Source organism: Nocardia amikacinitolerans, from assembly GCF_900215415.1.
Taxonomy (GTDB): domain Bacteria; phylum Actinomycetota; class Actinomycetes; order Mycobacteriales; family Mycobacteriaceae; genus Nocardia; species Nocardia amikacinitolerans.
The window spans coordinates 1207244-1219820 of the sequence record NZ_OBEG01000002.1; the positions used below are offsets into that span (position 1 = coordinate 1207244).

Genomic DNA, 12577 nt, shown 5'->3' on the forward strand with positions numbered 1-12577 from the left:
ACCACTGCGAAATGCCCCATAAACTGGACATATGGCCAAGACTTACGTCGGCGCGCGGCTTCGACAGCTGCGGACCGAACGGGGGCTGAGCCAGGTCTCGCTCGCTCAGAAGCTGGAGATCTCGGCCAGCTACCTGAACCAGATCGAGCACGACGTGCGCCCGCTCACCGTGCCGGTGCTGCTGAAGATCAGCGAAGTCTTCGGCGTGGACGCGACCTTCTTCTCCTCCGCCGACGACACCCGGCTCATCGCCGAGCTGCAAGAGGTCGTCATGGATCAGGAGCTGGGCATCGAGGCCGACACCCAGGAGATCGCCGACATGGTCTCGGCGCACCCGAGTATCGCCCGCGCGATGGTCGCCATGCACAACCGCTACCGCAACACCAGCGCCCAGCTCGCGGCCGCCACCGAGGACCGCTTCGCCGACGGCGCGGGCAGCGCGACGATCAGCAAGCCGCACGAGGAAGTGCGCGACTACTTCTATCAGCGGCAGAACTACATCCACGAATTGGACACGGCCGCAGAAGAACTCACGGCCCGCATCCGCTTCCACGGCGGTGACGTGCCCAGCGAGATCGCGCGCAGGCTGCGCTCGCACGACGTGAAGATCGTGGAACGTATCGATTTGGGCGAAGGCGTGCTACACCGCTACGACACCGAGTCCCGGGTGCTGGAGATCGCACCGCACCTGTCCGGCGGCCAGCGCACGTTCAAACTCGCCGCCGAGCTCGCCTACTTCGAATGCGGCGATCTGCTCGAAAAGCTGGTCGACGAGGGCAATTTCGCGTCCGAGGACACCCGCAAGCTGGCCATGCTCGGCCTCGCCAACTACTTCGCGGCGGCGACGGTCTTGCCCTACACGCACTTTCACGAGGTCGCCGAGGACTTCCGGTACGACATCGAACGGCTCTCGGCGTTCTTCAGCCAGAGCTACGAGACGATCTGCCACCGGCTGTCCACCCTGCAACGGCCCAAGTTGCGCGGCGTCCCGTTCTCCTTCGTCCGGGTCGACCGGGCGGGCAACATGTCGAAGCGCCAGTCCGCCACCGGTTTCCACTTCTCCTCCAGCGGCGGCACCTGCCCGCTGTGGAACGTGTACGAGACCTTCGCCTATCCCGGCAAGATCATGACCCAGATCGCGCAGATGCCCGACGGGCGCAAGTACCTCTGGGTCGCCCGCACCGTCGAGCGCCGCGCCACCCACTACGGCCAGCCGAGCAAGACCTTCGCCATCGGCCTCGGCTGCGAGCTGCGCCATGCGGGTCGGGTCGTCTACGCCGACGGCATCGACCTCGACGTGGTTCAGCCGACGCCCATCGGCGCGGGCTGCCGCGTCTGCGAGCGCGCCAACTGCCCGCAGCGTGCCTTCCCTCCGCTCGGCAAGGTCCTCGACATCAGCGAGCACCGCAGCTCGGTGTCTCCCTACGTGCTGAAGTGAATTCCCGCCGCTCGCGCTGCCGATCGGTGTCATCGTGGCAGACAGTCCGGCATCGCCGATAGCTCAGCGCACCGCGACACACCAGACAACCGCAGAGATCATCCCGCTGACGAAAGCCGCGGCGGTTACCCTTGGTCTGCGAACACCGCAGCCGAGCATGGGAAATCCCGGAACTTGGAGGACGGTAATGGCTGACTATGATCGAGTCGTTTCTTTGTCCCGCGAGGAATTCGAACGCTCGGGACCGAGTGTGGCCGAACTCAGAGATGTTTCGAAGTCGACCAAATCGGATGATGTCGATATCGCACGGATGGAGCGGCTCCTCGACTTGAGAGAGGGCATGCTTGCCGAAGACGAATACTATCTCCAACGGGTCGAATGCGAATGCGGAAGACGCTTGACCATGTACGACTTCGTATTCACAGGCTTGGTTGACGCAGGCCACTCGAGGTCGCTGATCGTCCATACGTTTCTCGGCAACAAATTGGTAGTGAACGACGCTCGGCCAATCAGATGTTCCGCCTGCGCACGGAAGGGCCCGCGCCCGTGGTACCGGATGCCGCAGAGTTATGGTTGCCGGCCGCCCGCATAGCAGAAACGGGTTTTGGGCAGAAGCGACGCGATCGGGGGTATCGGAGCGTCGATCCCGGCCTCGGATCTTCCGGATCGCTGGGAGTACACCCCTGAGTGCTGGAACGGCTACTACCACACCTACTGCTGGTAACTCGCCGGGCTGAGCGCCTACCGTTGGTTCCTAGGGCTCGGTCTGGTGCGGACCGTTGGGTTGGGTGACGGTTCCCAATGTTGCGGGTGCCCAAGGGGTTCGCCTACCCAGGTTCTCCCCGGAGCAGTGCTGGGCGCGTCGTGTGCCGTACCCGGCTTACCTCCCGCAGTCGGTGCGCGGGTTCGGCTTCCGGCGTGGTCAACCGGCTGTGGTTGCGTCCAGAGAGCGGGCAGTCGGGGGAAATCCCTGAGAAGCGCTCTGCCTGTCAAGGCCCCAACCACCATTTGACTACCGTCGATAGAGAAATGGATTCGACGGTAGTCATATGGTGGCTTTTGAAGATCGAATAGCAACCATTTGACTACCCTCGATTGTCGACCGCCACCACATGCTCGCCCCTTGGGGCGCACCGCCCGCCTCACGCTCGCCGGTCGGGCGCACCGCCACATCCTGGCGCCACACGCGCACCTCGCCCAGGGCAAGCCACATCGAAGAGCTCCCACACACTTTGTGTACGCCTCACATAGCCACCGCCTGTGTGAGGCGCACAAAACCTGTGTGCCACCACCCACCCAACGCAACCTCCCCGACCAACCCCTTGCCACTACCTGACTAGAAACGCAACCACAGCCGGTCGACCACGCCGGAAGGCGAACTCTGCGCAACCCGACGGCGGGAGGTAAGCCGGGTACGGCACCCAACGCGCCCAGCACCGTTCGAGGCAAACCTGGGCCAACCGCGCGAACTTGCAGGCCCAACCCCCGGAACAACGTCGCCCAACGCAACCCACTAACCGTACCGAACGAGACCCATCCGCTCAGAACCCAAATCAGCCCTGGGCCAACTGCGCAAAACCCGCACGCCCACCCCCGGAACCACCGTCACCCGACGCGACCAATCAACCGCACCCGACGGCACTCACCCGCTCAGAACCCAGCAGAAAGCCGGGCCAAGCGCGCACAACCAGCACGCCCACCCCCGGAACCCCGTCACCCGACGCGACCAACCAACCGCGCCAGACGACACCCACCCGCTCAGAACCCAGCAGGAAACCGGCCCAAGCGCGCACAACCAGCACGCCCACCCCGGAACCCCGTCACCCGACGCGACCAACCAACCGCTGCCGGACGACACCTACCCGTAGAGAGCGGGGACCAAGCCCACCCCTCAGAACGCAGCCTCGTCCAACTCCATGATGTCGTTGTCGATCCCAGCCAACACCTTCCGCGTAGCCGTCAACTGCGGCAACACATTCCGCGTGAAGAACTTCGCGACCGCGACCTTCCCGGAATAGAACGCCCGATCCTTGGCGTCCGTGTCACCGACGAGCGCCGCGGCGGCGATCTCCGCCTGCACCAGCAGCCTCCACCCGATGAGCAGGTCGCCGACCGCGAGCAGGAAGCGCACGGACCCCAGCCCCACCTTGTACAACTCGGTGGGCGACTGCTGGGCCGCCATCACGAATCCGGTGAGTGTCGCCGCCATCGCCTGCACGTCGGACTGGGCGGTGCGCAGCAGTTCTCGTTCGGTCTCGAAGCGCCCGGTCGGGGTGTCGAGGAAGGCGGTGATCTGGCCGTCGACGTGGGCCAGCGCCGCGCCCTTGTCGCGAATGATCTTGCGGAAGAAGAAGTCCTGCGCCTGAATGGCGGTGGTGCCTTCGTACAGCGAGTCGATCTTGGCGTCGCGGATGTACTGCTCGATCGGGTAGTCCTGGAGGTAGCCCGAACCGCCCAGTGTCTGAAGGGATTCCGTCAGCAACTGGTAGGCGCGCTCCGAGCCGACGCCCTTCACGATGGGCAGCAGCAGATCGTCCACGCGGTGCGCCAGATCGGCGTCCGCACCCGAAACCAACTGCGCCACATCGGCGTTCTGATGTGCGGCGGTGTAGAGGTACACCGAGCGCAGCCCCTCCGCATAGGCCTTCTGCATCGCCAGCGAGCGGCGCACATCCGGGTGACGCGTAATCGGCACCCGCGGAGCCGCCTTGTCCGCCATCTGGGTCAGGTCCGCACCCTGCACCCGGTCTTTGGCGAACTCCAGCGCATTCAGATAACCCGTCGAGAGCGTGCCGGAGGATTTGACACCCACCATCATGCGGGCGTTCTCGATCACCTGGAACATCTGCGCGATGCCGTTGTGCACGTCACCGACCAGCCAGCCCTTGGCAGGAACCGGGCCGCCGCCGAAGGTCAGCTCACAGGTCGGCGAGGACTTCAGGCCCATCTTGTGTTCGACGCCGGTCACGTAGACGCCGTTGCGGTCGCCCAGTTCGAGCGTCTCGTGGTCGAACAGGAACTTCGGCACGTAGAACAGCGACAGCCCCTTGGTGCCGGGGCCCGCGCCTTCCGGCCGGGCGAGCACCAGGTGGAAGACGTTCTCGGCGGTGTCACCGACGTCGCCGCCCGAGATGAACCGCTTGACGCCCTCGATGTGCCAGGACCCGTCCTCCTGCGGGATCGCCTTGGTGCGGCCCGCGCCGACATCCGAGCCCGCGTCCGGCTCGGTCAGCACCATGGTGCCCTGCCAGCCCTTCTCGTAGCCGACCGTCGCCCAGTGCTTCTGCTGCACGTTGCCGACGGTGAACAGCACCGACGACATCACCGAGCCCATGCTGAAGAAGCTGGCCGCCGGGTTGGCGCAGGTGATCATCTCGTTGACCGCCCAGACCACCGCGTTGGGCGCCGGCGTGCCGCCCATGCCCTCCGGCATGCCCAGCCTGCCCCAATCGGCGTCGCGCACCGCCGCCACCGTCTTGCGCAACGGCTCGGGTACGGAGATCTCGAAGGTGCTCGGGTCGTAGACGACGGGCTCCCGGTCGGCCGCGGCGAAGGAGTCCGCGATCGGGCCCTCGGCGAGGCGCTTCACCTCGGCGAGGATCTCGCGCACGGTGTCGGAGTCGAGGTCGCCGTAAGCGCCGGTATCGAGGAGCTTGTCCAGGCCCAGCACCTCGAAAAGGTTGAACTCGATGTCACGCACGTTCGCCTTGTAGTGCCCCACCTGGTCCTCCTCGACTCGCGGCCGTGGCCCGCCGCCACGACGCTCCGGCGCTTCTGACGATGTACAAATCGCAGCCTGCCGCACCGGGAATCGGCTACGCAACCGTAGGGAAGATCAGAGCGAACACGGCCCGACGAACCTCGCCGACGACCTGTTCCGGACCGCGTGCGGGCGAGCGCCGACAACCGAACCGTAGACGTTGCTACGGACCGGCTACGGACCTCACGCCGGTTCACCGATTGATAGCCGGAAAGTTTTCACACACCGGAAACATCGGCAACGGACTCGTCACCGAGAGATATTCCGGCGCAACAACTTCTGTCTACTCTTCGCACCACGAATATGCGGTTGTATACACCCCGGTCGACAGCTTTGACCGGGGCGGATGCGGCGTATTCGCGCGCGGCGCGGCCAGCGCCGCCGAACACCTGATGAAGTGAGAGGGTCCCGCCCCATGTCAGATTCCCGCGCCGCTCATCGGCATCGTTCCCGCCTGACCAGAGCGCTCGTCGCGCCGACCGCGCTGGCGCTCGCCGGCCTGTTGCTGACCGCCTGCGGCGCCAAGGACGACGCCACGGTCGGCTCGAACGCCGCCTCCTGCGTCGACACCTCCACCGACACCATCAAGGTCGGTTCCCTGCACTCGCTGTCGGGCACCATGGCCATCTCCGAGGTCACCGTCGCCAACTCCACCAAGCTGGCCGTCGACCAGATCAACGCCGCGGGCGGCGTGCTCGGCAAGAAGATCCAGCTGGTGCTCGAGGACGGCGCCTCGGACCCGAAGACGTTCGCGGAGAAGGCCGAAAAGCTCATCAGCTCCGACTGCGTGGCCGCGGTGTTCGGCGGTTGGACCTCGTCCAGCCGAAAAGCCATGAAGCCCAAGTTCGAAAGCTTGAACTCGTTGCTCTACTACCCGGTCCAGTACGAGGGCCTGGAGGACAGCAAGAACATCTTCTACACCGGCGCGACCACCAACCAGCAGATCGTGCCCGCGTTGGACTACCTGAAGCAGAAGGGCATTACGTCCCTCTACCTGGTCGGCTCCGACTACGTCTTCCCGCAGACCGCCAACCGCGAGATCAAGGCCTACGCCGCGGCCAACGGTATCGAGATCAAAGGCGAGGACTACACCCCGCTCGGCTCCACCGACTTCTCGACCATCGTGAACAAGGTGCGAAACGCCAAGGCGGGGGCCGTATTCAACACACTCAACGGCGATTCGAACGTGGCGTTCTTCCGCGAGTACAGCAACGCGGGCCTGAAAGCCGCCGAAATGCCGGTGGTTTCGGTGTCCATCGCCGAGGAAGAGGTCGCGGGCATCGGCGCGCAGCACATCGCCGGCCAGCTGACGGCGTGGAACTACTACCAGACCGTCGACACCCCGCAGAACAAGGCGTTCGTCGACGCGTACAAGGCCGCCTTCGGCGCCGACAAGCCGACCTCGGACCCGATGGAGGCCGCCTACGCCTCGGTCTACCTGTGGAAGAACACCGTCGAGAAGGCCAATTCGTTCAAGACCGAGGACGTCCAGGCCGCGGCCGACGGCGTCAGCTTCGACGCACCGGAAGGCCTGGTCACCATCGACGGCTCCAACCACCACATCACCAAGACCGCGCGCATCGGTGAGATCCGCGCCGACGGCCTGATCTACACGGTGTGGGACTCCGGCAAGCCGATCCAGCCGGACCCGTACCTGAAGTCCTACGACTGGGCCAAGGGCCTGTGACGACTGTCGTCCGTCCGATGCGGGGCGGCCGGTTCGCCGGCCGTCCCGCACAGGCCTGATTCCGGAGGGATTACTCATGGACGTGTTGATCGGCCAGCTCTTCACGGGGTTGAGCCTGGGATCGATTCTTTTGCTCGCCGCACTCGGCCTCTCGCTCACCTTCGGCCAGATGGGCGTGATCAACATGGCGCACGGCGAATTCATCATGGCCGGCTGCTACACCACCTACGTCGTGCAGAAGGTGATCTCCTCGGCGGGTGTCTCACTGCTGGTGTCGCTTGTTGTCGGGTTCCTGGTCGGCGGCGCGCTGGGCGCGGCGCTGGAGATGGGGCTGATTCGCTGGATGTACGACCGCCCGCTGGACACCCTGCTCGTCACCTTCGGCGTCGGTCTGGTGTTGCAGCAGTTCGCCCGTGACATTTTCGGCGCGCCCGCCAAGAACGTGCTGGCGCCCGAGTGGCTCAGCGGCGGCGTCACCGTCTTGGGCGCGGTCGTCCCCAAGACGCGCATCTTCATCCTGGTGCTCGCGGTTCTCGCGGTGACCGTGTTGGCGGTCGTGCTGAAGGCGACGCCGCTCGGCAGGCGCATCCGCGCGGTGGTACAGAACCGCGGTCTCGCCGAAACAAGCGGCGTGTCCAGCCGTTTCACCGATATCAGCACCTTCTTCATCGGCTCCGGGCTCGCGGGCGTGGCCGGCGTCGCGTTGACACTGATCGGCTCGACGAGTCCGACCATCGGCCAGAGCTATCTGATCGACGCGTTCCTCGTCGTGGTGATCGGCGGCCTCGGCCAGATCAAGGGCACGGTGATCGCGGCCTTCGCGCTCGGGCTGCTCAATTCCTACATCGAGTACGAAACCACCGCGTCCATCGCGAAAGTCGTCGTCTTCGTGCTGATCGTGATCTTCCTCCAGGTCCGTCCGCAGGGCCTGTTCACCGTCCGGACAAGGAGTTTGGCATGAGCACGCTGATCGGACGCCGCTCCTCGCTGACCGCGCTCTGCGGTTTCGCCGTCGCCGCGATCCTGTTGTTCGCGGTCGCCCCCGCAGTGCTCAGCGACTTCCGGCTCAACCTGCTCGCGAAGTTCCTGTGCTTCGCGATCGTGGCGGCGGGCATCGGCCTGGCGTGGGGCCGCGGCGGCATGCTGACCCTCGGCCAAGGCGTGTTCTTCGGCATCGGCGCGTACCTGATGGCGATGCACATGCAAATGGCCGATGCCGCCCGGCTCGACAACGATGTTCCTGAGTTCATGGAGATCGCGGGAATTCGCGAATTGCCCACATTCTGGCAGCCTTTCGGGTCGGCGCCGGTGGCGATCCTCGCGATTCTCGTGCTGCCCGCGCTGGTCGCGGCGCTGCTCGGCTACGGCGTGTTCAAGCGCCGGGTCAAGGGCGCCTACTTCGCGATCCTGAGCCAGGCGCTTGCCGCAGCGCTGGCCATCCTGCTCACCGGACAGCAGGCGCTCGGCGGGTTCACCGGGCTCTCGGATTTCCGCGCCTTCTTCGGCTTCAAGCTCGCCGACCCGGTCAACCGGCAGATGCTGTTCTTCATCGCCGCGGGCACGTTGCTCGTGGTCGTCGCGCTGGTTCGTCAGCTGATGCACAGCCGCTACGGCGAACTGCTCGTCGCGGTGCGCGATCAGGAGGAGAGGGTGCGCTTCCTCGGCTACGACCCGGCCAATATCAAGATCGTCGCGTACGTCGTCGCCGCCTTCTTCGCGGGCATCGCGGGCGCGCTGTTCACACCGATCGTCGGCATCATCTCCCCCGCCGACATCGGCGTGGTGCCCTCCATCGCCTTCCTGATCGGCGTCGCGATCGGCGGCCGCACTACGCTGCTCGGTCCGGTGCTCGGCGCGATCGGCGTCGCGTGGGCGCAGACCGCGTTCTCCGAACAGTTCCCGTCCGGCTGGACCTACTTGCAGGGTGTGCTGTTCATCGTGGTCGTCGGGTTCATCCCGGCGGGACTCGCGGGTGTGTGGCCGATGTTGAAAGGCCTGCTGGAGAACCGGTTTCGACGCTCGAGCGCGCCGGTCGTGGTGCGCGAGACCGCGCCGACCGAGGACGCTTTGCCTGCCGGACAGCAGGTTGCCGAGGAGAAGGTGGAATCCCGATGACGATCGAACCCAAGCTCGGTGGCAACGCGGGCATGGACAGCGAATACCTCGAAATCCGCGGACTCTCGGTGAGTTTCGACGGCTTCAAAGCGGTCACCGACGTGGATCTGACGGTCCTGCAAGGCGATCTGCGCTTCCTGATCGGCCCCAACGGCGCCGGCAAGACAACGCTCATCGACGCGATCACCGGCCTTGTCCCGGCGACGGGTTCCGCGCAGAAGTCCGGGACCGAACTGCTCGGCAAGAAGGTGCACCAGATCGCCCGCCTCGGCGTCGGGCGCACCTTCCAGACGGCCAGCGTTTTCGAGCAGTTGAGCGTCTTGCAGAACCTGGATATCGCTGCGGGCGCGGGCCGTTCGCCGCTGTCGCTGCTGCGCAGACGCAAGTCGGTGCTGCCGAGTATCGAAGAGGCGCTGGAGATCACCGGGCTCACGGCGCTGCGCGACAAACCGGCGGGCGTGCTCGCGCACGGCCAGAAGCAGTGGCTGGAGATCGGCATGCTGCTGGTGCAGAACGCCGCGGTGCTGTTGCTCGACGAACCGGTCGCGGGCATGAGCGCAGAGGAGCGCGAGGAAACCGGAAACCTGTTGCGCCGCATCGGCGCCGAGCGCGTCGTTGTGGTGGTCGAGCATGACATGGACTTCATGCGCTCGTTCGCCACGTCGGTGACCGTCCTCGCGGGTGGCCGGGTGCTCAGCGAGGGAACGGTCGAGCAGGTGCAAGCCGATCCGAAGGTGCAGGAGGTCTACCTCGGCACCGCGGCGGCCATCGGCACCGAGCTCGAAGACGAAACCACCGCGCAGGACGTTCGCGCCGCGGAGCACGGTGTGCAAGCCACCGATCACAGCGCCGAAACCCCGGCGCAGAACAAGGAGTCCGCCGATGCTTGAACTGGCCGACATTCACTCCGGCTACGGACGGACCGAGGTGATTCACGGTGTGTCGCTGACGGTTCCGGACGACAGCGTGGTCGCGATCATGGGACACAACGGCGCCGGCAAGACGACACTGCTGCGCACCGCGGTCGGGTTGGTCGCCACCAAGTCCGGGCGGATCACCTTCGACGGCGAGGTGATCACCAAGCTCTCGCCCTCGCGCCGGGTCAAGCGCGGCATCGCGTATGTGCCGCAGGGCCAGCAGAGTTTTCCCCAGCTCACCACCGCGGAGAACCTGCAAGTGGTGGCCGATGGGCGCAAGCGCGGCAAGGCGCTGATCGACGAGGCTCTGGATCTGTTCCCTGCACTGCGAGAGCTGTTGAGCCGCAAGGCTGGTCTGCTCTCCGGCGGTCAGCGCCAGCAGCTGGCCATCGCGCGGGCCCTGATCACCGAGCCCAAGCTGCTCATCCTCGACGAGCCGACCGAGGGAATTCAGCCGTCGGTAGTGGCCGAGATCGAGCGCACCATCATCGAGTTGACGGGTCGCGGCGGGTTGAGCGTGCTGCTCGTCGAGCAGCACATCGGTTTCGCGCTCCAGGCGGCGCAGCGGTATTACGTGCTGCAATCCGGCCGCGTCACTTCGACCGGTGCGGGGGGCGCAGGCGCGGAGACGGAAGTCCGTTCGGCGATGGCGATCTGAGCCGGTTCAGCAGTCCGTCTGGAACGGATAGCAGTCGCGGGGACGAGACGGCGATGGAGTCGGGTCCACCGTGGTGGTTGTCTCCGGGGCGGGATGCGGTTCGTCGCGCGCCACCGCCGTCGCGACGACGCCGAACACCACCAGTATGCCGATCAGCGCCACCGCGACGACGGCCCAGGTCGCTGCGTGCTGGCTGCGCGTGGGCGGACGCGGCGGAGGTGGCGCGGTGCGCGGCGGCGGCGCGGCAGGGACGGGCATGTGCGAATGCGGCGCGAGTTCGTCGAAACCGTCGGCGATCAGTTCGGCCCGCGACGGCGCCGTCACGCCGAGCGCCGTGGCCGCCGAAATCACCCGGTCGGCACTCCAACTGCGCGGGCCCGCTGCGAAACTCTCGATATAGATGCGTAATTCGGTGGAGTCGGGCACGTTGGCGACGACGACGTCGATACCGGAGCGCAGGTTCGTCCGCGCGGGCCGCACCACGACGCCGCGCAACGGAACGAGCGCGACAACGCCGCACACGTGGCCCGGATCGAGCAGCGCCCGTTCGAGTTTGCTCTTCACCGCGTACACGCTCTGTTCCAGGCGTTCGGCCGGATTCGCGTTGCTCTCGTCGTCGAGATCGGCGGGAGTGTCGCTGATGGTCCACGGCTCGTCGGCCGCCACGTGCAGAATGCCGCTCTGCCGCCGCCGGAAACCCCTGACCTCGACCACCGTGATGCCGCGCGGAGTGATCAGCACCGCGTCGATCTGGCGGGTTCCGTTGTCCCCCACGTGCGCATCGATCGCGGCGAGACCGGTCGTCGGAAAGGACCGCAGGCAGTCCACGAATTCCTGCTCGGCCCCGGAGAGCTGCGCTCCGGGCCTGATCTTCACCAGCATGTGCCTCGACCCCTGCTCAACCTGTTCGCCCTCGCGGCGCGACCGCCCACAGCCCCGGCGATCCGCACCGGTACTGATGATGCCGGTACGCACCCGGGAAAACCACTGGAAAGCGGAAAGCGCGGGTAGGCTCGGCTCTCGGTCCGGCGCGAGCTACCGGACCCAACCACGATGGCGTGGAGCGCGGGGAGGCGCTCACCGCGCGGAAGGCGGGAAGCATGGTTTCGATGTCGCAACCACGTATCGCACCGGGACGTCTCAAGGAGCTCGGTCCGGTGAATTGGGCTGTCTGGCAGGTGCTCTCGCGCGCCGCTGGCACACCGGACGCGCACCTGTTCAGCACGCTCGGCCGCACCAAAGGACTGTTCCGCGGCTGGCTGCACTACTCCGGCAGGCTGATGCCGGGCGGGCGGCTGCCGAGGTACGAATCCGAGCTGGTCATCATTCGCGTCGCCCACCTGCGCAGCTGCGAGTACGAGATGGACCATCACATCCGGCTCGGCCGCCGCGCAGGCGTCACGCCGGAAATCCTGGAAAGACTGCGCACCGGACCGGCCGATCCCGCGTGGAACGCCAAGCATCGCGCGCTGCTCGAGGCGGTCGACCAACTCGTCACGACCCGCGACATCGACGACACCACCTGGACCCACCTGGCCGAGCACTACGACGAGCGCGGACTCATCGAAATCGTGCTGCTGATCAACCAGTACGAGGGATTGGCGTCGACCATCACCGCACTACGCATTCAACGCGACGGAATCTGAACCTTCCGATCCAGCGCGCGGAGCCGTTCAGCGCCGGACCGCGCGGCGCCGCGACCTTGCATCGCCGAGCCGTGCAACGCAGGCCGCCGTGCAACGCCGGCAGCGCAGCGCGGGACAACACCACGCCGGGAGATGAGGTAGCTCCGAGCCGGGTAGCACCAAGCCACACGGTGCGGGGTCGGGCAACGCCGATCCGAGCGGCGCTGTGCAACGCCGAGCCGTGCAGCCCGAGGCCTAGCCGGGCCGGGTCGTGCAGGCCGGGCCGCGCAGTGCGTGCCGGGCCGCGCAGTGCTTGCCGGGCCGCACAGTGCTTGCCGGGCCGCACAGTGCTTGCCGGGCCGCACAGTGCTTGCCGG

Annotated in this window: 9 protein-coding genes; 7 read left to right on the forward strand and 2 right to left on the reverse strand. The window is 66.3% G+C overall.

Features of this window, described 5'->3' with window-relative positions; genetic code table 11:
* Positions 1–31: 31 nt before the first annotated feature.
* A complete protein-coding gene (gene ramB / locus CRP45_RS13695; RefSeq protein WP_067791066.1) occupies positions 32–1438 on the forward strand; it encodes an acetate metabolism transcriptional regulator RamB in 1407 nt (468 codons plus the stop codon).
* Positions 1439–3329: 1891 nt separating this feature from the next.
* Here the strand turns inward: ramB and CRP45_RS13700 are convergent.
* Positions 3330–5159 carry an acyl-CoA dehydrogenase gene (locus CRP45_RS13700; RefSeq protein WP_097245308.1) on the reverse strand — a complete coding sequence of 610 codons (1830 nt, stop codon included), beginning with the start codon at positions 5157–5159 and terminating at the stop codon, positions 3330–3332.
* 454 nt (positions 5160–5613) lie between these two features.
* Between CRP45_RS13700 and urtA the strand changes: the two genes are divergently transcribed.
* The 5 genes from urtA to urtE all read left to right on the forward strand — a co-directional run bounded on the left by urtA (position 5614) and on the right by urtE (position 10575).
* Complete coding sequence (gene urtA, locus CRP45_RS13705) at positions 5614–6885, forward strand: urea ABC transporter substrate-binding protein (RefSeq protein ID WP_097245309.1); 1272 nt, start codon at positions 5614–5616, stop codon at positions 6883–6885.
* Positions 6886–6961: 76 nt separating this feature from the next.
* A complete protein-coding gene (gene urtB, locus CRP45_RS13710; RefSeq protein WP_097245310.1) occupies positions 6962–7846 on the forward strand; it encodes an urea ABC transporter permease subunit UrtB in 885 nt (294 codons plus the stop codon).
* Positions 7843–9000, forward strand: a complete 1158-nt coding sequence (gene urtC, locus CRP45_RS13715) for an urea ABC transporter permease subunit UrtC (RefSeq protein WP_245910105.1) — start codon at positions 7843–7845, stop codon at positions 8998–9000. Before urtB ends, urtC begins: the two co-directional genes overlap by 4 nt.
* Positions 8997–9890 (forward strand): urea ABC transporter ATP-binding protein UrtD, encoded by an 894-nt coding sequence (gene urtD, locus CRP45_RS13720; protein ID WP_245910106.1) that lies wholly within the window; start codon positions 8997–8999, stop codon positions 9888–9890. The genes urtC and urtD overlap by 4 nt, the downstream gene beginning before the upstream one ends.
* Positions 9883–10575 (forward strand): urea ABC transporter ATP-binding subunit UrtE, encoded by a 693-nt coding sequence (gene urtE / locus CRP45_RS13725; protein WP_097245311.1) that lies wholly within the window; start codon positions 9883–9885, stop codon positions 10573–10575. Before urtD ends, urtE begins: the two co-directional genes overlap by 8 nt.
* Positions 10576–10581: 6 nt before the next feature.
* On the opposite strand, the gene CRP45_RS13730 is transcribed toward urtE, so the two are convergent.
* Positions 10582–11457 carry a nuclease-related domain-containing protein gene (locus tag CRP45_RS13730; protein WP_097245312.1) on the reverse strand — a complete coding sequence of 292 codons (876 nt, stop codon included), beginning with the start codon at positions 11455–11457 and terminating at the stop codon, positions 10582–10584.
* Positions 11458–11675: 218 nt separating this feature from the next.
* Between CRP45_RS13730 and CRP45_RS13735 the strand changes: the two genes are divergently transcribed.
* Complete coding sequence (locus CRP45_RS13735) at positions 11676–12221, forward strand: carboxymuconolactone decarboxylase family protein (protein ID WP_067791246.1); 546 nt, start codon at positions 11676–11678, stop codon at positions 12219–12221.
* Positions 12222–12577: the final 356 nt, after the last annotated feature.

What these genes read in the sequence shown, in the direction of transcription:
- ramB (WP_067791066.1), top strand. Translation starts at nt 32, where the DNA reads ATGGCCAAGACTTACGTCGGCGCGCGGCTTCGACAGCTGCGGACCGAA.
- urtA (WP_097245309.1), top strand. Translation starts at nt 5,614, where the DNA reads ATGTCAGATTCCCGCGCCGCTCATCGGCATCGTTCCCGCCTGACCAGA.
- urtB (WP_097245310.1), top strand. Translation starts at nt 6,962, where the DNA reads ATGGACGTGTTGATCGGCCAGCTCTTCACGGGGTTGAGCCTGGGATCG.
- urtC (WP_245910105.1), top strand. Translation starts at nt 7,843, where the DNA reads ATGAGCACGCTGATCGGACGCCGCTCCTCGCTGACCGCGCTCTGCGGT.
- urtD (WP_245910106.1), top strand. Translation starts at nt 8,997, where the DNA reads ATGACGATCGAACCCAAGCTCGGTGGCAACGCGGGCATGGACAGCGAA.
- urtE (WP_097245311.1), top strand. Translation starts at nt 9,883, where the DNA reads ATGCTTGAACTGGCCGACATTCACTCCGGCTACGGACGGACCGAGGTG.
- CRP45_RS13730 (WP_097245312.1), bottom strand. Translation starts at nt 11,457, where the DNA reads ATGCTGGTGAAGATCAGGCCCGGAGCGCAGCTCTCCGGGGCCGAGCAG.
- CRP45_RS13735 (WP_067791246.1), top strand. Translation starts at nt 11,676, where the DNA reads ATGGTTTCGATGTCGCAACCACGTATCGCACCGGGACGTCTCAAGGAG.